This is a genomic window from Acidovorax sp. Q11, from assembly GCF_054950075.1.
The window spans coordinates 34,679-55,336 of sequence record NZ_JBUDZG010000027.1 but is presented as its reverse complement, the minus strand read 5'-3'; the positions used below and the strand labels follow the sequence as shown (position 1 = coordinate 55,336).

Below are 20,658 nucleotides of genomic sequence, written 5' to 3'. Positions count from 1 at the left end.
GCCAGGCCTGGGCACAGGCCTGCAACAACGGCACGCGTGCGAGGTCTAGAGCACCTTGGCCAGGAAGGCCGCCGTGCGCGGGTGGTCGGGCTGGCTGAATACCTTGGAGGGCGTGCCGGTTTCCACCACCCGGCCTTGCTCCATGAACACCACGGTGTCGGCCACTTCGCGGGCGAAGCCGATCTCATGCGTCACGATGACCAGCGTGGTGCCGGTGCGCGCCAGCTCCTTGATGACATCGAGCACTTCGCCCACCAGCTCGGGGTCAAGGGCCGAGGTGGGCTCGTCGAACAGCAGGACCTTGGGCTTGAGCGCCAGCGCCCGCGCGATCGCCACGCGCTGCTGCTGTCCGCCCGAGAGCTGTCGGGGGTAGCTGTGCGCCTTGTCCGACAGGCCCACGCGGGCCAGCAGCTCCAGCCCCAGGGCCTCAGCCTCTGCACGCGCCAGCTTGCGCACGGTGACCGGCGCTTCGACGATGTTCTCCAGCACCGTGAGGTGCGGGAACAGGTTGAAGTTCTGGAACACCATGCCCACGTCCACACGGCGCTTGAGGATGTCTTTTTCGCCCAGCTCGTAGAGCGTGTCGGCGTCCTGGCGGTAGCCGATGAGCTCGCCGTCGATGGCGATGAAACCGCCGTCCACGCGCTCCAGGTGGTTGATGGAGCGCAGCAGCGTGGACTTGCCCGAGCCCGATGGGCCGAGGATCACCGTCACGCTGCCGGGCAACACGGTCAGCGTGACGTCCTTCAGGACCTCCAGCGCACCATAGCGTTTGGACACGCCGTGGATGGTGACCTCGCCGCCGCGGTTGAGTGCGCCTGTCCAGCGGGGAACGGCCGCAGGCGCAGGCGCAGCCGGCACCACAGGCTCCACCGCCACAATGGCCCGCCGCGCGGGCCACAGCCAGGCCGCGACAGCGCTGAAGATGGAGGGCGGCGGGCTGCGCAACGCGCCCTTGGAGAAATGCCGCTCGATGTAGTACTGCAGCAGCGACAGCACCGTGAGGATCACCAGGTACCACACGGTCGCCACCATCAGCAGCGGTATCACCTCCAGGTTGCGGCGGTAGATGATCTGGATGGTGTAGAACAGCTCGGGCAAGGCCAGGATGTACACGTTGGACGTGCCCTTGGCCAGCCCGATGATGTCGTTGAAGCCCGCCGGCAAAATGGACCGCATGGCCTGGGGCAGCACGATGCGAAACGCCTGCCGACGGCGCGGCAGGCCCAGTGCGGCCGCCGCTTCAAGCTGCCCCTGGTCCACCGACAGGATGCCGCCGCGCACGATCTCCGACGCGAAGGCCGCCTGGTTGAGCGTGAGGCCGATCAGCGCCGCCACGAAGGGGCTGATGAGCTGCGTGGTGGGGTACGAGAAAAACGTCCAGTCGGTGAACGGCAACCCCACGCTGACGGTCTCGTACAGATAGCCCAGGTTGTTGATGATGAGCAGCAGAACGATGACCGGGATGGACCGGAAGATCCAGATGAAAGTCCACGACAGTCCCGCGAGCAGTGGTGAGCGCGACACGCGGGCCAGCGCCAGCGCCGTGCCCAAGGTGAAGCCGAACAAGGCTCCCAGCGCCGTGAGCAGCAGGGTGCGGCCCAGGCCCACCAACACAGGCTCCGAGAAGAAATACTCGCCGAACACGCCCCAGCCCCAGCGCGGGTTGGTAAGCACCGAGTACAGCACCAGCGCAATGACAACAGCGGCAAACACGGTGCCCACGGCCCGCGCCCGGTGCCGCGCGGGCACGACCCGGTAGTGCGAGTAGTCGCCCTTGGCGGGCGCGGGCGACAGCATAGCGGGGGAAGTGATGTGCGCGTGGCTGCCAACAACGGGCGCAACGGGGTTCACGGTGCCTCGCGGCAGACCTGAAGCTGCGTCCAGGGTGGTGGATGTGGACATGGTCGAAACTCTTGGGATTGATCGATTGACGAAGGGCGGAATCAGGCAGCGCGGGCCAGCGCAGCCACCCGCAGCCATTTCTCGAACGGCAGGTGCCGGTAGGTCTCGTGCGGCAGCGAGGTATCGAACAGCGCGGTGTAGCCGTGGCGCAGGTACAGCCCCACGGCCTCGGGCTGGCGAAAGCCGGTGGTGAGGTACAGCCGCGCGTAGCCCTGGCGCAGCGCCTGGGCCTCCAGCTCCTGCAGCACGTGGCCCGCCAGGCCCTGGCGGCGATGGGCCGAGTGGGTCCACACGCGTTTGAGCTCGGCCGTATCGGGGTCGTCATGGCGCTTGAAGGCGCCGCCGCCAATGGCCTGCCCATCGCGCAGCAGGAGCACGAAGTTGCCGCCTTGCGCGGGCGAGAACAGCTCGGGCGCGTATTTGTCCATTTCGCGCGGGCCGCCGTCCTGCTGGTAGAACTCGCCATAGCGGCTCTCGTACTCGTGCGAAAGCTCGTCGATCAGGGGCCGGGCCAGCGGGTCCAAAGGCGTGGTGTAGATGAATCTGTCGCTCATAGGCAGGCTTTCTTGAGAGGCGAGGTCAGGCCAAGAACCGCTCGGCCAGCCGCACCCAGTAGGTGGCCGAGGGCGCGAGGATGGCGTCGTTGAAGTCGTAGTACGGGCTGTGCAGCGACGCCCCATCGCCATTGCCCACGAACACATAGCTGCCAGGTCGCTTGAGCAGCATGAAAGCGAAGTCCTCGCTGGCCGTGCGCGGGCGAAAACCCGCATCGACGCGTGCATCGCCAAAGGTGTCCCGCGCCACACTGCGCGCCAGTTCCGTCTCGGCTTCGTGGTTCAGCACGGCGGGGTAGCCCGGCACGTACACCACCTCGGCGGTCGCGCCAAAACTCTCGGCCTGCGCGCGGGCAATGGCGGGAATGCGCTGTTTGAGGATCTCGCGCACCTCGGGCTTGAAGGCGCGCGCAGTGAGCTTGAGTTCCACGCTCTCGGGCACCACGTTGGGCGCATTGCCGCCGTGGACGGAGCCCACCGTGACCACGCCCATGTCCAGCGGGTCCACGTTGCGCGACACCACCGTCTGCAGCGCGGTGATGATGTGGGCGCTGGCCACCACCGGGTCCACCGTCTCGTGCGGTGCGGCGCCGTGGCCACCCTTGCCGCGCACGGTGATGGTGATCTGGTCCACCGAGGCCATGGCCGGGCCGGTCACGCAGCCAAAGTGCCCCTCGCCCACACAGGGCCAGTTGTGCAACCCGAACACGGCGTCGCACGGGAAGCGCTCGAACAGGCCCTCGCCGATCATGCGGTTGGCACCGCCACCATGCTCCTCGGCGGGCTGGAAGATCAGGTTCAGCGTGCCGTCAAAGCGGCCCGACTCCGCCAGAAAACGCGCAGCCGCCAGCAGCACCGTGGTGTGACCGTCATGCCCGCAGGCGTGCATCACCCCGGCGTTGCAGCTGGCATAGGGCAGGCCGGTGGCCTCGGTGATGGGCAGTGCGTCCATGTCGGCGCGGATGCCCAGGGCCTTGTTGCCCTGCCCCCGGCGCAGCGTGCCCACAACCCCGGTGCCCGCAATGCCGGTGGTGACGGAATAGCCCCAGGACGCCAGGCGCTCAGCCACAATGGCCGAGGTCCGGTGCTCCTGGAACGACAGCTCGGGATGCTGATGCAGGTCGCGGCGCAATGCCTTGAACTCGTGGATGAAGGCGGCAATGCCTGCCTCCACACGTTCTACGTCCTGCTTCGGCGCGGCGGGCAACGCAGCTCCCATCACGCCACCTTCCGGGCTGGCGCCGGTGCAGCACCTGCATCGGCTTGCGCGTAGCGGCTGGCCTTGCGTGGCAACCCAATGTGGTCGCGCAGGGTGTGGCCCGGCAGCGTGCGCTGGTAGCGTCCCCGCGCCTCCAGCACGGGGATCACGTGGGTGATGAAGTCATCCAGCCCCTGCGACAGCACCGGGAAGCCCAGGATGAAGCCATCGGCCGCGCCTTCGTCCACCCAGCGAATGATCTCGTCGGCCACACGCTCGCCGGTGCCCACGAACTGCGAACGCGGTGTGGCGGCCTCCAGCGCCACCTGGCGCAGGGTCAGGCCACGCGCCTTCGCATCGGCCTTGATGCGGTCGGTGGTGGAGCGAAAGCTGTTGCGGCCGATCTCGCCCAGGTCCGGGAAGGGCTCATCGAGCGGGTACTGGCTGAAGTCGTGGTGGTCGAAGTAGCGGCCCAGGTAGGCCAGCGCTTCCTCGACCGTGAGCAGCTCGCGGATGGCCTGGTACTTGGCCTCGGCCTCTTCCTGCGTGGCCCCAACCACGGGCCCGATGCCCGGGAAAATTTTCACGTCGTCGGCCTGGCGGCCGTGCACCACGGCACTGGCCTTGACCTTGCGCAGAAAACTGCGGGTCTCTTCGATGGAGGGCGAATGGGTGAACACCGCATCGGCGTACTTGCCCGCCAGGCCAATGCCCGCGTCCGAAGAGCCCGCCTGGAAGATCACCGGCTGGCCCTGGGGGGAGCGGCCGATGTTCAGCGGCCCCGCCACCTGGAAGAAACGCCCCTTGTGGTTCAGCGTGTGCAGCTTGTCACGTTCGAAGAACTGGCCGGTCTCGCGGTTGCGCACCAAGGCATCGTCGTCCCAGCTGTCTCACAGGCCCTGCGTCACCTGGAGGTATTCGTCGGCGATCTCGTAGCGCAGCGCATGGTCGGGGTGGTTGCGGCTGTAGTTGGTGGCCGTGCCCTCCAGCGGCGTGGTCACCACGTTCCAGCCTGCGCGCCCCTGGCTGATGAGGTCCAGCGATGCGAACTGCCGAGCGACGGTGAAGGGCTCGCTGTATGAGGTGGAGATGGTGCCCGCCAGGCCGATCTTGGACGTCGCCACGGCCAGCGCCGACAGGATGGAGATGGGCTCGAAACGGTTCAGGAAGTGCGGGATGGACTTCTCGTTGATGAACAACCCGTCGGCCACGAAGGCGAAGGCAATGCCGTTGGCTTCGGCCTTCTTCGTGGTCTCGATGTAGAAGCCCAGGTTGACGCTCGCGTCCGCCGGGCCTGCAGGGTGTTTCCACGAATTCATGTGCCCCCCCGCACCGTGCAGCATGACGCCAAAGCGGATGGGGGACTTGTTGTTGTGGTGGTGGCTCATGGTTTTTTTTCCAGGGGATGTGGGGGGGCTAGCTCAGGCTTCGGCCGTGGCGTAGGCGCTGGCCAGCAGCTCGACCGAGGCCCGCCGCTCGGCAAAACCCGTGATGGGCGTATCGATCACAAACTCCTCAATGCCGTAGCGCTCGCTGAGCGCATCAAGCTGTTCGCGCACATGCTCGGGCGAGCCCGCAATCACATGGGGGCGGGTCTCCTCCAGCCGGTAGTCCGCCACGCCAGCTTGGCGCGCAAACTCCGCTGCGGCCTGGGCACTGGGCAGGTTGACGCTTTGCCCCGTGGAGAGGTGCAGCTTGAACACACACAAAGCACCCACCAGGCTTTCAGCCTGCGCCTGCGTGGGGGCCACCAGGGCATACAGCGCCAGCGATGGAGAACGCCCCGAAGCCTCGCGGTACACACGCACCGTGCGCTCGATGTTCACCGGGTCGCCATTGAAATGGCCCGCGTAGGTAAAGTGCCAGCCATGGCGCGCGGCCAGCGCGGCGCTGTCGGGGCTGCCGCCGAGCAGATGGCGCTCGGGCAGGCTAGGCGGGCTGGGGAAGGCGATGGCACCGGCCAGCGCATGCTCCGGGTCCAGCGTGTTGTGCAGGAAGGCGTCCAGCTCCGCAAAGCGCACATCGAAGCCTGAAGCCGGGGACTTGTCGTGCAGTGCCTGCAGCGCCCGGGTGGACAGCGGCAAGCCACCAGGGGCCTTGCCCACGCCCAGGTCCACCCGGCCCGGCGCGAGCGACGCCAGCACCTTGAAGACCTCGGCCACCTTGAACGGGCTGTAGTGCTGCAGCATCACGCCGCCAGATCCGATGCGGATGCGCGAAGTGCGCGCCAGCAAGTGCGCCACCAATACTTCGGGGGCCGATCCGGCCAGGCCCGGGTTGCCATGGTGCTCGGCCACCCAAACGCGGCGATAGCCCAGTTGTTCTGCGCGCTGGGCCAGCGCTACGGTGCGTTGCAGCGCCTCGGCCGCCGTGGCCCCTTCGGGGATGGGACTTTTGTCGAGCAGGGAAAGGGCGTAGGACACGGTGGGAGCAGCAATTTGCGCATGAGTGATCAATGCGACAAATTCTGTGGCCCGGAGGCCTGCACCGGTTGCGCTAACTTTTTATATCGATATGCGGCGCGCGCTGCGCAGGGCAGCACCGCACATACTCGCGAGGCTCTGCACTTCCCCCTGGCGCGCGCTCCGTGCATGGGCACAGGCCCCGCCAGAGCCACCGTGGAACTGGCTTTGCCAGGCCATGGGTGCGCCCCCTCGGGGGAAGGCGCCGAAGGCGACTCAGGTGGGTTTAGAACCTCGCCATGGTGCAGCTGTGCGGCTGCTGCGCCTTGGCCGCAGGGATCTGCCGCACCACGCGGAAGCCGTAGCCCGAGCCTTCCACGTCGAACTTCACACCCGGCGCGCCCTTCTTGTCCATCACGCCCACCACCAGCGCCTGCTGGAACTGGTGGTCGGCCGCGCGCATGGTGCCGCCCTGGCCGGAGAGCTGCACATTGGCGTTCTCCATTTGCCGAGCGATGGCCACGGTATCGGTGCTGCCCGCACGCTCGATGGACTGGGCCAGCGCCTCGATCATGAGCTGCATGCGCATGTGCACGTAGTCGTCCTGCGGCTTGGGGAAGCGGGTGCGGAAGGACTGGTAGAACGCCTCGCTCTGCGCGCCCGGCACATTGGGCAGCCAGTCGGCCACGGCCACCACCTTGCCGATGCCCGCGTCGCCGATGGCGGCGGGCGCGCCGAGTGCATTGCCGTAGAAGGTGTAGAAGCTGCCTTCGTAGCCCACCTCGCGCGCCGCCTTCACCAGCAAGGTCAGGTCATTGCCCCAGTTGCCGGTGACCACAGCCTGCGCGCCGCTGGTCTTGATCTTCACGGCGTAGGGCGCGAAGTCCTTGATACGGCCGATGGGATGCAGCTCTTCGCCCACCAGGGCCACATCGGGGCGCTGCGCGGCCAGCTGCTTCTTGGCTTCGCGCAGCACGGCCTGGCCGAAGCTGTAGTCCTGGCCAATGAGGTACACGCTCTTGAGGCTTTTATCCTCGCGCATCACGTCCATCAGCGCGGCCATGCGCATATCGGCATGGGCGTCGAAGCGAAAGTGCCAGAAGCTGCATTTCTCGTTGGTGAGGATGGGGTCCACCGCCGAGTAATTGAGGAACAGCACGCGCTTGTTCGGCTCGCGCTCGTTGTGCTTGTTGATGGCCTCGATCAGCACCGCCGCCGTGGCCGAGGAATTACCCTGCAGGATGATCTGCGCGCCATCGTCGATGGCAGCGCGCAAGGCCGAGAGCGCCTCTTCGTTCTGGCCCTTGCTGTCGTAGCGCTCCAGGGCCAGCGGGCGGGGGCCACCGCTGCTGGCGGGCAGCTGCACGCCACCGCGCGCATTCACGCGCTCCATGGCCCAGTACACATTGCGGTACACCGCCTCGCCGGTGTTGGAGAACGCACCCGACAGGCTTTCGATAAGCGCCACCTTGACGGGCTTGGCCTGGGCCGCAGCAGCGGCTGGCGCCGGGGCCTGCGCCCAGCTGCCTGACACGGGGGCCATGGCACCCGCCAACGCCACGGCAGCGGCCCAAACGGTGTGACGTAATGCTGCTGCGCCCGATTTCAAGCCCACGGCTTGCAATTTATTCATGCCACTTTTTCCCTTGAAAAGCGACGCGGGCGTACACAACTCCTTGGCATGCGGCGACCACGTCGAGAGCCGCGCAGTTTATAGGAGTTACCCATGATCTTCGCCCCTGTGATCCGCCGCGCCGCCTACTCCCAGGCCCCCCGTTCTGCCGATCTCGCGCTGCAGCGTTTTCTGATGGGCACGCTGGCAGAGCCCGCTGCAGCCCGTTCAGCAGGCTGCACCGTGACGCAGGACGACAAGGCGACCACGCTGCAACTGGACGTGCCGGGCCTGGCCCGCGAGCAGCTGCAAATCAGCATCGAAGGCAATGTAGTGCACCTGCAGAGTGTGGCAGGTGCCCCGCGCCAGGTGCAGCGCGCCTGGGAACTGGCGGCAGACATTGATGCCGCCAACAGCAGCGCCAAGCTGGAAAACGGCGTGCTGACGCTGACCCTGGCCAAGCTGGAGCCCGCCAGCAAGGCCACCACGCTCACCATTCATTAAAAACTACTGAATTGATAGCTAAAAGTGCCCGTACCGCAGGCGGTACGGGCACTTTTTATTCATAAAACGGGCCGCTGTGCATGCACCCGCTACTCACTCGTGCCGCAGCGCGTCGATGGGGTCCATGCGCGCCGCGCGCCGTGCCGGAAAGTAGCCAAACACCACGCCGATTCCGGCCGAGAACACAAACGACAGCAGGTTCACGCCGGGGTTGAAGAGGTAGGGCACGCCCATCAGCCCCGACAGCGCGAGCGACGCACCCGTGGCCAGAACGATGCCGATGAGCCCGCCCAGCGCGGCCAGCACCACGGCCTCGATCAGGAACTGCAGCAGCACCTCGCGCTCCAGTGCGCCGATGGCCAGGCGCAGGCCGATCTCGCGCGTGCGCTCGGTCACGCTCACCAGCATGATGTTCATGATGCCGATGCCGCCCACCAGCAGGCTCACGGCAGCCACCGCGCCCAGCAGTGTGGTCAGCACCTTGGTGGTGCCCGAGAGCGTGTCGGCCAGCTGCTTGGTGTCGAGCACGTTGAAGTTGTCTTCGTCCGAGTCCGACAGCTTGCGCAGCTCGCGCAGCAGTTGCGTGAGGCTGGCCTTCACCCGCTCGGGGTCGCTGCCGTCCTTCATCGACACCAGCAGCGTGTTCACCCGCGTGTTGCCCGTCACTCGGCGCTGCAGCGTGCGCAGCGGTACCAGCACGGTGTCGTCCTGGTCGTTGCCAAACGCACCCTGCCCCTTGGACGCCAGCACGCCCACCACCTCGCACGAAAACGCCTTCACGCGCAGCTGGCCACCCACGGCATCGGCGGTGCCAAACAGCTCGCGCCGCACGGTCTCGCCGATCAGGCACACGGCGGCACCCGCGCGCAATTCGGCGTCGGTAAAGACGCGGCCCGTGCGCACCGTCCAGTTGCCGGTCTCCAGCCAGGCGTTGGTGCTGCCGATCACGCTGGTCGTCCAGTTGCGCCCACCCACCACCGCCGTGGCGGCGGCGCGCGCCTCGGGCGCCACGGCCAGGATGCCGCCGATCTGCTGCGCGATCATGTCGGCATCGGTGTCCTTGAAGGCCGGGGCGCCCGTGCCGCCGCCAGGCCCCATGCGCTGGCCGGGGCGCACCTGCAGCAGGTTGGTGCCCAGGCCCGAGATCTGGTTCTGGATGGCCAGCGTGGCGCCATTGCCCAGCGTGACCATGGTGATCACCGCGCTCACGCCGATCACGATGCCCAGGATGGTGAGGAAGGAGCGCATGAGATTGCGCCGAATGGAGCGCAGCGCCAGCAGCAGGGTGTTGAGCAACATCAGTGGCCTCCCGCATCCGAACCGGCTACCGCCAGCTGGGCCGATGCCACATCAGCGTCCAGGCCCTTGGGGTGTAGGTTGGCCGCATCGCTGTCCACCACGCCATCGACAAACCGCACGATGCGCCGCGCGTACTGCGCCATGTCGGGCTCGTGCGTGACCATCAGCACGGTGATGCCGTGGTCGGCGTTCAGGCGCCACAGCAGTTCCATGATCTCGACACTGCGCTGGGTGTCAAGGTTGCCGGTGGGCTCGTCGGCCAGCAGCACATCGGGCTCGGTGACGATGGCGCGCGCAATGGCCACGCGCTGCTGCTGCCCGCCCGACAGCTCGGCGGGCGTGTGGTGTTCCCAGCCCTTGAGGCCCACGGCCTCCAGCGCGCGCGGCCGCAGCGTGGCGCGCGGTGGCCGACTCGCCCCGGTACAGCAGGGGCAGCTCCACGTTCTCTTGCGCCGAGGTGCGCGCCAGCAGGTTGAAGCCCTGGAACACAAAACCAAAGTAGCGCCGCCGCAGCCGTGCCCGCTCGTCGCGCGAGAGTGACTCCACATGCACGCCCTTGAACAGGTATTCGCCCGTGGTGGGCCGGTCCAGGCAGCCCAGTGTGTTCATGGCCGTGGACTTGCCCGAGCCGCTGGGGCCCATGATGGCCACAAAGTCGCCCTGCGCAATGTCGAGATGAACGCCCTTGAGCGCCTGAAAGGCCAGCGCCCCTTCGCCATAGACCTTGGTCACGCCACGCAGGCGGATGATGGGGGTGTCGCCCGCCACGCTCATGGCTTGGCCCCTGCCGCGCGCTGGTCGGTGATCACGGCCATGCAGGGCGTGAGGCCCTCGCCCGTGACCTCGGTATGGCGGCCATCGCTGATGCCCACCTGCACATCGATGGGCTTGGCAGCGCCGTCCTGCAGCACCCACACCTGCCGCGTCTTGCCCGCGCCATCGCCTGCCTCGCCCCCCGCACCCGGCTTGCGTGGGCCCGAGCCAGACCGTGGCATGCCCGGCATGAGCTGCGACATGATGCCGCCACCACTGCCGCTGCCCGATGCGCCGGGCTTGGCGCCACCCGCCCCGGGCTTCGCATCGGCCCCTGCGGCCTGAGCGGGCGTGAAGCGCAGCGCCGTGTTGGGCACCAGCAGCACATCCTTGCGTTCAGTGGAAGTGATGGTGGCCGCCGCCGTCATGCCGGGGCGCAGGCTCATGTCGCCGTTGTTCACCTCCAGCCAGGTGATGTAGGTCACCACGTTGTCCGTCTTGGTGGAGCCAAACGACACCCGCGTGACCTGGGCCGGGTAGCGGCGCGAGGGATAGGCACTGACCGTAAAGCTCGCGTCCTGACCCACCGTGACCGAACCCACATCGGCTTCGTCCACACTCACATCCAGCCGCAGCCGCGTGAGGTCTTCGGCCACGGTGAACAGCGTCACGGCCTGCAGCGAAGCGGCCACCGCATTGCCAGGCTCCACCGTGCGGGTCAGCACCACGCCGTCGATGGGCGAGCGGATGGAGGCCTTGGACAGATTGGTCTCGTCGGTGGACAGCGCGGCACGTGCATCCTCTACCGTGGCGCGGGCGCTGGTTTCATCGGCGCGGGCGCGGTCCAGCGTGGCGCGGCCTGCGTCCAGCTCGGAGGCCGAGGGCACCTTGCCGCCGGACAGGCGGGCCACGTCTTCGAGCCGGCCAAAGTTGGCAATGGCCTCCTTGGTGGTGGCCACGGCCTGGGCCAGGCGGGCCTGCGCCGACGCCAGCGAGGCGCGCGAGCGCAGCACCTGCGATTCGAGCTTGGCGGTGTCCAGTTCTACCAGCAGTTGCCCCTTCTTGACCTTGTCGTTCACATCCACCAGCACCTTGCGCACGGTACCCGACAGCTCGCTGCCAATGGTGACCGAGCGTGTGGGCTGCAGCGTGCCATTGGCAGACACGGTGAGCGTGAGGTTGCCCCGGCGCAGCTCTTCGGTGACATAGGTGGGTGCAGTGCTGGCGCTCTGGCGCGACTGCCAGGCATACAAGCCACCGCCCACCACCACGAGCGCTGCCCCCCCCAGCCACACGGTAGTGCGCTGCCACCAGCGGCGCGGACGGTCGGCACCCAGGAGTGCTTCGAGGCTGGACGGGGGAGAGGAAGGTTTATCAGTCATAAGATCAAATCAGTTACTCACAGCGCATGAAACTGGCGCGGCCAAAGTGCAGGCAGCCGGGCAAGGGCCGCCCCGCAGTGAGGGCTGCGTCCCCCAGCCCGCATTGCGCAGCAATGCGAGAGCGGGGGGAAGGCGCGCAGCGACTCAGGGGGGTGCTTCATGTCTTCCAGCCGCCGCCCAGCGCCTTGTAAAGGCGCACATGGTCTGCCGCGACGGCAGCGGTGGTGGTGGCCACGCTCTCTTGCGTGGACAGCAGCGTGCGCTGGGTCTCCAGTACCGCCTGAAAGTCAATCAATCCGCTGCTGTAGCGCTGCTGCGCCAGCAGCGCGGCGTTGCGAGCGGCGTCTGCGGCGGCCACCAGTCGCTCCAGCTTTTCACGATCGCCACGCAAGGCCACCAGCGCGTTCTCCACATCCTGCAGGGCCGTGAGCATGGCAGCTTCGTAGGCCACACGGGCCTGCTCCAGCGCTGCGGACTGCACGCGCACCTGGGCGCGGGCGGCGCCGCCATCCAGCAGCGGGATGGACACGCTGCCCAGCAAGGCACTGGTCACCGCACCGCCGCCCGACAGCGCACCCAGCGTGAGGGCACGCAGGCCCAGCGAGCCACCGAGGGAGAAGCTGGGGTAGCGCGCCGCATCGGCCTGCGAAACACGCGCCAGGGCGGCTGCAATGCGCTGCTCCGCCGCACGCACATCGGGGCGTTGGCGCAGCGTCTCGGCCGGGATTGCCAGCGCCAGTTCTGCGGTGGGCTGCGGCACGGGCGCACCGGTGGCCAAGGTTGCGTCGAGCGCGCCGGGCACCTGGCCTGTCAGCACGGCCAGGCTGTAGCGCGACTGAGCCAGACTGGCTTCCAGGCTGGGAATCTGCGCGGCGGTCTGCTCGGCCGCTGCACGGGCCTGCTCGGTGACGAGCGAGGTAGTGAGCCCGGCCTGCAGGCGCCACTGCGTGATCTGCAAGGTCTCCTGCTGGCTGGCCAGGTTGCTGCGCGCAATGGCCAGGCGCTGCTGCAGCCCGCGCAGCTCGATGTAGTTGACGGCCACCTCGGCGGCCAGCGATACCTGAACGTCGGCCAGGCTGGCCTCTGCCGCGCGGGCATCGGCCTCGCTGGCGCTCACGCCGCTGCTCAGGCGGCCAAACACATCGGGCTCCCAGCTCGCATCAAAACCGGCCTGGAAGGTGTTGCCCGTGCTGTTGCTGGCCCGGCTGCGTTGCGCCGAAGCCGATGCACCCACGCTGGGCAGCAGGCCAGCCGATTGCACATCCACCTGCGCACGCGCCTGCTGCAGCGCGGCCTGGGCGGTGCGCACGCTGGTGTTGGCGCGCAAGGCTTGCTCGACCAGCGAGGTGAGTACAGCATCGTCAAACCGCTGCCACCACTGGGCCAGGGACGTAGCCGTAGCCCCTTGCGCTGTGCCGTTGCCCCCCGCAGACCAGGCCGGGGGAACGGCCACTGCGGGCAATGCGCGATCCGTGGGTGCCAGGCTGGCGCACCCGGCGGTGGCCAGCACGCACAACAACAAGGCCGTTTGCCTCCACGGCACGGCACGCAAAGGTCGCGCTGCGCGGGCAGTGGGTGTGCCGGGAAAGGCCAGTGGGAGAAAACGCATGGGCAAGGGCTACGCAGGGGAAAACCCCATTGTGAGCAGCCATTGCGCCCACAACGTACCCACTGGGTCAAGCCCGCGTAAAGAATTGATGCAAGGCAACGGTCACGCCACTGCATGCCGATGCATGCGTATGCGCATGCGTAGAACGGGTGAGCGTGCTTTGCCGCGCAGACGGCCCCACACGCAAGGGGCCGGGGTGCCGCTCAGTGCGCGAGCCGCGATTCGTCCCGCAACAGCACCACCGGCGCCAACGCGCGGGCCCGGTATTCGCTGGGGCTGCACCCCACATGCGAGCGGAACGCGCGGCTGAAATGCGCGCTGTTGCTAAAGCCCCAGGACAGCGCAATGTCAGTGACCGAGCGCTGTGCATGCGCCGGGTGGCGCAGGTCGCGCAGGCAGGCCTCCAGGCGGCGGCGCTGGATCATGGCGGCCAGGGTTTCCTCGTCATCAGCCACCGCGTTGTACAGGTGCCGCTTGCTGCAGTTGAGCGCCTGGGCCATGCGGTCGATGGTGAGGTCGGGGTCGCCCAGGTGCCGGTCGATGTACTGGCTGATGCGGTCGCGCAGGGCCTCGCGCTGCGACAGCAGGCTTTGCTGCCCGTTGCGCTCCAGCAGCGACAGCTGCACCAGGTGCGTGATCACATCGGCCACGCCATCGGCGGCAGCTTCGGACATGGTGGGCAGCTCGGCAAACGCAGCGCGCATGGTGTCCCAGGCCAGCCGCGACACGCCACTGGTGCCCGAGAACCGCTGCACCATCAGGTCATCGAGCTTGAGCTTGCGCTCGGGCAGTTGTTCCTTGGGGATCATCAGCACCATCTGGCGCACGGCCTCGGGGTTGCTCACGGCATAGGCGCGTGTGGTGTCGTACACGCTCCACTCCCCCGGCGACAACCATACCTGGCGACCGTTCTGCTCAAAGCACGCGCGCCCTTCGAGCTGGGCCACCACCTTGATATAGGCCCGGTCGCTGCCCCGGATGAGGCTGGGGGTGCGCACCACGCGGTGGCGGCTCACGTCCAACTGGCACAGGTTCACATAGCCCGCCTGGCCCGAGGTGATGTGGCCTGCAAAGGCATCGTCACCAAACGCGTCGGACTCCAGCCCGCCAATCAGGCGCCACACCGCATCGCCCCACAGGTGCAGGCGGTCGCGCGCAGGCACGGCGTCGGTGGATACCTCGGTCAGGGGATGGGCCATGGTGTCTCCAGTGCGGGTTGCGCAAGCCTGATGGTTATGCGGCTGAATTATCGGACGCCCCGTTACCCCGTGCCACCGAGGGAAATCCGGGTAAACCCGCTGCCGTCTGCACGCTGAGGCAAGCGTTTTGTGCACGCTGAGCGCAGCGCGCATGAGCGCGTCTGCCTACGATTCCCGGCACGGCGTGCACCACGCAGGCCCCATCCGAGGAGACACACAATGACAGTACACCAACCCTCCAAGCGCCAGTGGATCAAGGGCGCCGCCGCCACGGTCGGCACCCTGGCCGTGGCACCGCAGCTGTGGGCCCAGGGCAGCAGCGCGGCACCCGTGCGCATCGGTTATGCCATTGCCCGCACGGGCCCCTGGGCGGCCGGTGCCCAGGTCAGCCAGGAGCCCAACTACCTGCTGTGGGCCGAACAGGTGAACGCAGCGGGTGGCCTGAGCGTGAAGGGCACCAAGCGCCCCATCGAACTCATAGGCTACGACGACCGCAGCGAGACCGAGACCTGCGTGCGCACCTACGAAAAGCTCATGGGCAGCGACAAGGTTGATCTGATCCTGCCGCCCTGGGGTTCGGGCGCCAACTTCGCCATCGCGCCGCTGGCCAACCGCTTCGGCTACCCGCTGCTGGCGCCCACGGCGCTGTCGCGCAAGCTGATCGACATGAACCTGCCCTACTTCTTCTCGCTGCTGCAGCAGCCCGACAAGATGATGGGTGCGCTGGTGGACATGCTGGTGGCCAACAACGTCAAGACCATTGCCATCGTCTACATGGACGACCTGTTTGGCCTGGAGAACTTCGCCGCGCTGAACAATGCCCTCAAGAAGACCAGCATCCAGGTGCTGGAGCGCAAGAGCTACCCGCTGGGCGTGAAGGACCTGGCGCCCGTGCTGCGCGGCATCAAGGACCAGAACCCCGACGCCTTCATCGGCATCACCTACCCGCCCGACACCATCCTGGCCAGCCGCCAGGCGCGCGAGGTGGGGCTGAACCCCAAGTTCTTCTACGCTTCGGTGGGCACGGCCTTCCAGCTCTACAAGAACGTGATGCAGGCCAACACCGAGGGCGTGATCGGCATGGGCTCGTGGAGCGTGAAGACCAGCCCCGAGGCCAAGGCCTACTTCGACGCCCACGTGAAGAAGTTCAACAAGGAGCCCGACCGCTGGGCCAGCGGCCACGCGTGGGCAGGCCTGCAGATCCTGCAGCAGGCCGTGGAGAAGGCGGGCCTGGACCGCAAGGCCCTGCGCGAACACATCGCCAAGAACGAGTTCAAGACCATCCTGGGCGGCATCCGCTTCCAGGGCAGCGAGAACGCGTCCATCCCCGGCACGGTGAGCCAGTGGCAGGGCAGCGACTTCGAAGTCGTGTGGCCCAAGGACCGTGCCACCGCACAGTTGAACACCGCGAAACCAGCCTGGAAATAACAAAGTGTCTCTGACTTCCTGGGCCGAACTGGTCGCCAGTGGCCTCATTACAGGCGGCATCTATGCGCTGGTGGCCATGGGCCTGAACCTGCAGTACGGGCTGATGCGCATCATGAACATCTCGCATGGCGAGTTCCTGATGCTGGGCGCCTTCCTCACCTGGTCCGCGCATACCCTGTGGGGCATCTCGCCGCTGCTGCTCATGCCGCTGGCTTTCATCGCGCTGTTTGCGCTGGGCGTGGTGGTGCATGCGCTGTGCTTCAAGCGCCTGGCCGCCCGCGCACCCAATGTGGACGTGTTCGAGGCGCGCAGCCTGATGGTGGGATTTGGCCTCATGTTCCTGGTGCAGAACACCGCGCTCCTGATCTGGGGTGGTGACCTGCGTGGGTACGAGTACCTGGCCGACCCGGTGCAGATTGCGGGCATGCGCTTCACTGAAAACAAGCTGGTGCTGTTTGGCGTGGCACTGGCGCTGTCGGCCGCGCTGATCGCGCTGCTCAAGCTCACGCTGCTGGGCAAGGCGGTGCGGGCACTGATGCAGTCGCCCACGGGCGCGCAGTTGGTGGGCATCAACACCCGGCGCCTGCACCCGATGATGTTCGGCATCGGCCTCGGCCTGTCGGGCGTAGCGGGAGCGCTGCTGTCGATGACCTACGAGATTTCTCCGTCGATGGGTGAGCCCTACACCGTGACGGCGCTGATCGTCATCACGCTGGGCGGCTTTGGCAGCCTGGCGGGCAGTCTGGCCGGTGGCCTGCTGCTCGGCGTGGTCGAGGCTTTGGGTATGCACTTCAGCAGCCCGTCTCTCAAGATGCTGCTGAGCTATGCAGTGTTCATCGGCGTGCTGATCTGGCGCCCCAACGGTTTGTTTAGCAAGAAATGAAACTCCTCCATTCCAACAAGCCCTGGCTCGCACTGGCAGCGGGGGTGGCCGTGGTCGCCACCCTGCCCTGGCTGGTGTCAGAGTTCGCCACCTCGGTGCTGCTCAGCTGCCTGATGTACATCGCGCTGGCCACCAGCTGGTCGCTGTTCTGCGGCGCCACCCGCTACCTGTCGCTGGCCACGTCGGCCTTCTTCGGCATTGGTGCGTACACCAGCGCCACGCTGCTGACCGTACTGCCGTGGCCGCTGGTGATCGTGTCCGGTGCGTTGATTGCCTCCATCGTGGCGGTCGTGATGGGCGCTGCCGTGCTGCACCTGCGCGGCACCTACTTTGCAGTGCTCACCTTCGGCATGACCGAGCTGATCCGCCACGCGGTGACCTTTGTCGAAAAACAGGTGTCGGGCACCGTGGGCCGCGTGCTCACGGTGGTGCCCAGCAACGAGACGGTGTACCTCACGGTGCTGCTGATCGCGGCGGCGGCCATTGCCACCGCCATTGCCATCCAGCGCAGCCGCTTTGGCCTCGCACTGGCAGGCATCGGCGCCGACGAGCAGCGCGCCCAGACGCTGGGCGTGGACACGCGCCTGGCCAAGATCGCAGGCTTTGGCATCACCGCCGCCTTTGCAGGCGCCGTGGGCGCGGCCATGGCCGTGCGCTGGACCTACATCGAGCCCGCAGCTGTGTTCAGCCCCTTCATCGGCTTCCAGACGGTGTTGATCGCGTTGATTGGCGGCGCGACCAGCATTGGCGGCCCCATCCTGGCGGCCATCGTGTTCAGCCTGCTGGCCGAAACCCTGCGCCTGCAGCTGCCTTACGGCTACATGATGGTGTTGGGCCTGCTGCTGATTCTGTGCGTGATGTACTTGCCCAATGGCCTGGCCACGCTGTGGCAACGGCGCAAGCCTGCTGCGGAGGCGCACCATGGCTGACGCACTTTTGACCATTGACAGCGTGACCGTGCGCTTTGGCGGCCTGACTGCCGTGGATGGCGTGAGCGCCACGCTGCACACGGGTGAGCTGATCGGCATCATCGGCCCCAACGGTGCGGGCAAGACCACATTCTTCAACGCCATCTCGGGCGTGCAGCCGCCCACATCGGGCACGCTGCACTGTGGTGCCGACAACCTCACCGGCAAGGGCCCGCACCACTATGCGGCCCACGGCATTGCGCGCACCTTCCAGACGCCGCGCGTGTTCCCTGACATGACGGTACGCGACAACGTGCGCTTTGGCATGCAGTTCGCAGGCCGGCACCGCCAGGGGCCCGAGGGCCTGCGCAGCGAGGGCGAGATCCTGGCCATGCTGGGCCTGGCGCACCTGGCCGACCGCCCTGCCGCCGATGTGACGCCGTCGCAGCAGCGCCTGCTGGAGATCGGCATGGCCCTGGGCACACGCCCGCGCCTGCTGCTGCTCGACGAGGTGGCTGCAGGCCTGACAGAAGCGGAGGTCGATGCCATGGCCCAGCGCATCCGCCGCCTGCGCGATGACTGGGGGCTGACGGTGGTCTGGATCGAGCACGCAGTCACCACCCTGCTCAAGTACGTAGAGCGCGTGCTGGTGCTGCATCAGGGCCGCAAGATTGCCGACGGCACACCCGCCGAGGTGGTGCGCGACCCGCAGGTGATCGAGGCCTATCTGGGGGACGAGATGACCCAGCGCGCAGAACACAGCAAACAAGGAGCCACAGCATGACCGGCGCACACCTGCAAGTGCAGAACCTGACCACGGGCTACCACGGCTTTCAGGTGCTGCAAGACCTGGCACTGGAAGCCGCGCCCGGCATCACCGTCATCGTGGGCCCCAACGGCGCGGGCAAGACCACGCTGCTCAAGGCCCTGGCAGGCCTGCTGCCGCGCCAAGGCGCGGTGACGCTCGATGGCCAGGCCGTGCCTGCGATGAACGCCACGGCCTGCGTGCAACGCGGCCTGGCGCTGGTGGCCGAGGGACGCCAGCTGTTTCCGCAAATGACGGTGACCGAGAACCTGGAGCTGGGCGGCTGGCTGGTGCCGTCACGCGTGCGCGCCGAGCGGTTGCACCAGGCGTTTGAAGACTTTCCCCGCCTCAAGGAACGCGCCACACAGCTCGCCGGCACCATGAGCGGCGGCGAGCAGCAGATGGTGGCCGTGGCCCGCGCCATGATGAGCGGCCCGCGCCTGTTGATGCTGGACGAGCCCTCGCTGGGCCTGGCGCCGCGCATGGTCGATGAGCTGCTGGCCATCGTGCAGCGCATCGCCGCACAGGGCGTCACCGTGCTTATGGTGGAGCAGAACGTGCGCAAGGCGCTGCAGATTGCGCAGCGCGGCTATGTGCTGGAGCGCGGGCGCATCATGGCCTCGGGCGAGGCATCGACCTTGCTGCAGTCCGACGTGGTCCGCCAGGCCTACCTGGGCGTGGCCTGAATACCTTCCCCCCCTTTTTTCATCTGTTCTTTTTCAGAAGCTTTCATCCATGACTGCCATTGCCATGTTGATCAACGGCGAGCGCGTGCAAGCCATCGGCGGCGCCACGTTTGAGCGTCGCAACCCGCTCGACGGTTCGGTCGCCACCACGGCACCCGCTGCCAGCGTGGCCGACGCCAAGGCCGCTGCCGACGCAGCCGCCAAGGCCTTCCCGGCCTGGTCGGCCCTGGGCCCCAACGCGCGCCGCGCGCTGCTGCTCAAGGCGGCACAGGCGCTGGAGGTCCGCACGGCCGACTTTGCGGTGGCCATGGCGGCCGAGACCGGCGCCTCGGGCATGTGGGCCGGCTTCAACGTGCACCTGGCCGCAGGCCTGCTGCAAGAAGCCGCCGCCCTGACCACGCAGATTGCAGGCGAAGTGATTCCGTCCGACGTGCCCGGCAGCCTGGCCATGGGCGTGCGCCAGGCAGCGGGTGTGGTGCTGGGCATTGCACCCTGGAACGCCCCCGTCATCCTGGGCGTGCGCGCCATTGCCACGCCGCTGGCGTGCGGCAACACGGTCATCCTCAAAGGCTCGGAGCTGTGCCCCGCCACGCATGGCCTCATCATCGAGGCGCTGCAGGAGGCCGGTTTGCCTCCCGGTGTAGTGAACTTTGTGACCAACGCACCCGCCGACGCAGGCGCCGTCGTCGAGGCCATCGTGGCCCACCCGGCAGTGCGCCGCATCAACTTCACCGGCTCCACCAAGGTGGGCCGCATCATCGCGCAGACCTGCGCCAAGTACCTCAAGCCCGTGGTGCTGGAGCTGGGCGGCAAGGCCCCGCTGCTGGTACTGGATGACGCGGACATCGATGCTGCCGTGGCAGGCACCGTGTTTGGCGCATTCGCCAACTCGGGCCAGATCTGCATGTCCACCGAACGCATCATCGTGGACAACGCCGTGGCCGACGCGTTCGTGGCGAAGCTCGGCGCGCGTGCCCAATCCCTGCCCCTGGGCGACCCACGCAAGGGCCCGGTGGTGCTGGGATCGGTGGTGGACATGGCCACCGTGCACCGCTGCAACGCCCTCATCGACGACGCACTGGCCAAGGGCGCCACGCTGGTCTGCGGCGGCAAGAGCGACAGCACGCTGATGCAGGCCACGGTGCTCGACCATGTGACGGCCGAGATGGACATCTACCGCGAAGAATCGTTCGGCCCCGTCAAGCCCGTGGTGCGCGTCAACGGTGTCGAGGAAGCCATTGCCTGTGCCAACGACAACGAGTTCGGCCTGTCATCCGCCGTGTTCAGCCGCGATGTAGCCAAGGCCTGGAATGTGGCGGCGCGCATCGAGTCGGGCATTTGCCACGTCAACGGCCCCACGGTGCATGACGAAGGCCAGATGCCGTTTGGCGGCGTGAAAAGTTCGGGTTACGGCCGCTTTGGCGGCATGGCCGGGGTGCGTGAGTTCACCGAACTGCGCTGGATCACGGTGCAGACCACCCCCCGCCACTACCCCTTCTGAACCTCAAAAAAGATAGCTGCTGGCGCTTTC

General features: G+C 67.3%; 16 protein-coding genes and 2 pseudogenes. 7 read left to right on the top strand and 11 right to left on the bottom strand.

The features are described from left to right. Positions 1-45: 45 nt before the first annotated feature. From ACYZGB_RS18135 to ACYZGB_RS18110, 6 genes and pseudogenes are all read right to left on the bottom strand, one after another. The gene (locus tag ACYZGB_RS18135; protein ID WP_462390286.1) at positions 46-1,800 is read right to left on the bottom strand and encodes an amino acid ABC transporter permease/ATP-binding protein; all 1,755 of its coding nucleotides are present in this window, start codon (positions 1,798-1,800) and stop codon (positions 46-48) included. A gap of 146 nt (positions 1,801-1,946) precedes the next feature. Then, the gene (locus ACYZGB_RS18130) at positions 1,947-2,459 is read right to left on the bottom strand and encodes a GNAT family N-acetyltransferase (RefSeq protein ID WP_462390276.1); all 513 of its coding nucleotides are present in this window, start codon (positions 2,457-2,459) and stop codon (positions 1,947-1,949) included. Between the two features lie 25 nt (positions 2,460-2,484). Beyond that, a complete protein-coding gene (locus ACYZGB_RS18125) occupies positions 2,485-3,678 on the bottom strand; it encodes a M20 aminoacylase family protein (RefSeq protein ID WP_462390275.1) in 1,194 nt (397 codons plus the stop codon). Next, positions 3,678-5,045 (bottom strand): annotated as a pseudogene (locus tag ACYZGB_RS18120) (LLM class flavin-dependent oxidoreductase). The gene ACYZGB_RS18125 and the pseudogene ACYZGB_RS18120 overlap by 1 nt, the downstream one beginning before the upstream one ends. A 33-nt stretch (positions 5,046-5,078) precedes the next feature. After that, entirely contained in the window at positions 5,079-6,080 is a 1,002-nt protein-coding gene (locus ACYZGB_RS18115) for an LLM class flavin-dependent oxidoreductase (protein ID WP_462390274.1), read from the bottom strand. Between the two features lie 265 nt (positions 6,081-6,345). Next, entirely contained in the window at positions 6,346-7,692 is a 1,347-nt protein-coding gene (locus ACYZGB_RS18110; RefSeq protein ID WP_462390273.1) for a branched-chain amino acid ABC transporter substrate-binding protein, read from the bottom strand. Between the two features lie 93 nt (positions 7,693-7,785). Between ACYZGB_RS18110 and ACYZGB_RS18105 the strand changes: the two genes are divergently transcribed. Continuing rightward, entirely contained in the window at positions 7,786-8,175 is a 390-nt protein-coding gene (locus tag ACYZGB_RS18105; protein WP_462390272.1) for an Hsp20/alpha crystallin family protein, read from the top strand. Between the two features lie 93 nt (positions 8,176-8,268). On the opposite strand, the gene ACYZGB_RS18100 is transcribed toward ACYZGB_RS18105, so the two are convergent. From ACYZGB_RS18100 to ACYZGB_RS18080, 5 genes and pseudogenes are all read right to left on the bottom strand, one after another. Next, positions 8,269-9,474, bottom strand: a complete 1,206-nt coding sequence (locus ACYZGB_RS18100) for an ABC transporter permease (RefSeq protein ID WP_116747602.1) — start codon at positions 9,472-9,474, stop codon at positions 8,269-8,271. Next, positions 9,474-10,248, bottom strand: a pseudogene (locus ACYZGB_RS18095) (ABC transporter ATP-binding protein). The gene ACYZGB_RS18100 and the pseudogene ACYZGB_RS18095 overlap by 1 nt, the downstream one beginning before the upstream one ends. Continuing rightward, positions 10,245-11,609, bottom strand: a complete 1,365-nt coding sequence (locus tag ACYZGB_RS18090; protein ID WP_462390271.1) for an efflux RND transporter periplasmic adaptor subunit — start codon at positions 11,607-11,609, stop codon at positions 10,245-10,247. Before ACYZGB_RS18090 ends, ACYZGB_RS18095 begins: the two are co-directional and overlap by 4 nt. A 157-nt stretch (positions 11,610-11,766) precedes the next feature. Next, positions 11,767-13,119: an efflux transporter outer membrane subunit gene (locus tag ACYZGB_RS18085; RefSeq protein WP_462390285.1), complete on the bottom strand. Its 1,353-nt coding sequence runs from the start codon at positions 13,117-13,119 to the stop codon at positions 11,767-11,769. 302 nt (positions 13,120-13,421) lie between these two features. After that, entirely contained in the window at positions 13,422-14,417 is a 996-nt protein-coding gene (locus ACYZGB_RS18080) for an AraC-like ligand-binding domain-containing protein (protein ID WP_462390270.1), read from the bottom strand. 219 nt (positions 14,418-14,636) lie between these two features. Here ACYZGB_RS18080 and ACYZGB_RS18075 point away from each other — a divergent pair, with 219 nt between their 5' ends. Genes ACYZGB_RS18075 through ACYZGB_RS18050 form a run of 6 tightly spaced genes read left to right on the top strand, consistent with a single transcriptional unit; the run spans position 14,637 to position 20,628 of the window. After that, positions 14,637-15,845 carry an amino acid ABC transporter substrate-binding protein gene (locus tag ACYZGB_RS18075; protein WP_462390269.1) on the top strand — a complete coding sequence of 403 codons (1,209 nt, stop codon included), beginning with the start codon at positions 14,637-14,639 and terminating at the stop codon, positions 15,843-15,845. Between the two features lie 4 nt (positions 15,846-15,849). Continuing rightward, entirely contained in the window at positions 15,850-16,728 is an 879-nt protein-coding gene (locus tag ACYZGB_RS18070; RefSeq protein WP_108498983.1) for a branched-chain amino acid ABC transporter permease, read from the top strand. Next, on the top strand, positions 16,725-17,657 hold the full coding sequence (locus ACYZGB_RS18065) for a branched-chain amino acid ABC transporter permease (protein WP_462390268.1): 933 nt from the start codon (positions 16,725-16,727) through the stop codon (positions 17,655-17,657). Before ACYZGB_RS18070 ends, ACYZGB_RS18065 begins: the two co-directional genes overlap by 4 nt. Continuing rightward, on the top strand, positions 17,650-18,420 hold the full coding sequence (locus tag ACYZGB_RS18060; protein ID WP_462390267.1) for an ABC transporter ATP-binding protein: 771 nt from the start codon (positions 17,650-17,652) through the stop codon (positions 18,418-18,420). The genes ACYZGB_RS18065 and ACYZGB_RS18060 overlap by 8 nt, the downstream gene beginning before the upstream one ends. Continuing rightward, positions 18,417-19,127, top strand: a complete 711-nt coding sequence (locus tag ACYZGB_RS18055; RefSeq protein ID WP_462390266.1) for an ABC transporter ATP-binding protein — start codon at positions 18,417-18,419, stop codon at positions 19,125-19,127. Before ACYZGB_RS18060 ends, ACYZGB_RS18055 begins: the two co-directional genes overlap by 4 nt. Before the next feature lie 49 nt (positions 19,128-19,176). After that, complete coding sequence (locus tag ACYZGB_RS18050) at positions 19,177-20,628, top strand: aldehyde dehydrogenase (protein ID WP_462390265.1); 1,452 nt, start codon at positions 19,177-19,179, stop codon at positions 20,626-20,628. Positions 20,629-20,658: the final 30 nt, after the last annotated feature.

Bases quoted from the DNA above. Each gene is read 5' to 3' on its own strand.
- ACYZGB_RS18065 (WP_462390268.1), top strand. From the start codon at position 16,725: ATGAAACTCCTCCATTCCAACAAGCCCTGGCTCGCACTGGCAGCGGGG.
- ACYZGB_RS18135 (WP_462390286.1), bottom strand. From the start codon at position 1,800: ATGCTGTCGCCCGCGCCCGCCAAGGGCGACTACTCGCACTACCGGGTC.
- ACYZGB_RS18100 (WP_116747602.1), bottom strand. From the start codon at position 9,474: ATGTTGCTCAACACCCTGCTGCTGGCGCTGCGCTCCATTCGGCGCAAT.
- ACYZGB_RS18130 (WP_462390276.1), bottom strand. From the start codon at position 2,459: ATGAGCGACAGATTCATCTACACCACGCCTTTGGACCCGCTGGCCCGG.
- ACYZGB_RS18125 (WP_462390275.1), bottom strand. From the start codon at position 3,678: ATGGGAGCTGCGTTGCCCGCCGCGCCGAAGCAGGACGTAGAACGTGTG.
- ACYZGB_RS18090 (WP_462390271.1), bottom strand. From the start codon at position 11,609: ATGACTGATAAACCTTCCTCTCCCCCGTCCAGCCTCGAAGCACTCCTG.
- ACYZGB_RS18080 (WP_462390270.1), bottom strand. From the start codon at position 14,417: ATGGCCCATCCCCTGACCGAGGTATCCACCGACGCCGTGCCTGCGCGC.
- ACYZGB_RS18055 (WP_462390266.1), top strand. From the start codon at position 18,417: ATGACCGGCGCACACCTGCAAGTGCAGAACCTGACCACGGGCTACCAC.
- ACYZGB_RS18060 (WP_462390267.1), top strand. From the start codon at position 17,650: ATGGCTGACGCACTTTTGACCATTGACAGCGTGACCGTGCGCTTTGGC.
- ACYZGB_RS18105 (WP_462390272.1), top strand. From the start codon at position 7,786: ATGATCTTCGCCCCTGTGATCCGCCGCGCCGCCTACTCCCAGGCCCCC.
- ACYZGB_RS18050 (WP_462390265.1), top strand. From the start codon at position 19,177: ATGACTGCCATTGCCATGTTGATCAACGGCGAGCGCGTGCAAGCCATC.
- ACYZGB_RS18075 (WP_462390269.1), top strand. From the start codon at position 14,637: ATGACAGTACACCAACCCTCCAAGCGCCAGTGGATCAAGGGCGCCGCC.
- ACYZGB_RS18110 (WP_462390273.1), bottom strand. From the start codon at position 7,692: ATGAATAAATTGCAAGCCGTGGGCTTGAAATCGGGCGCAGCAGCATTA.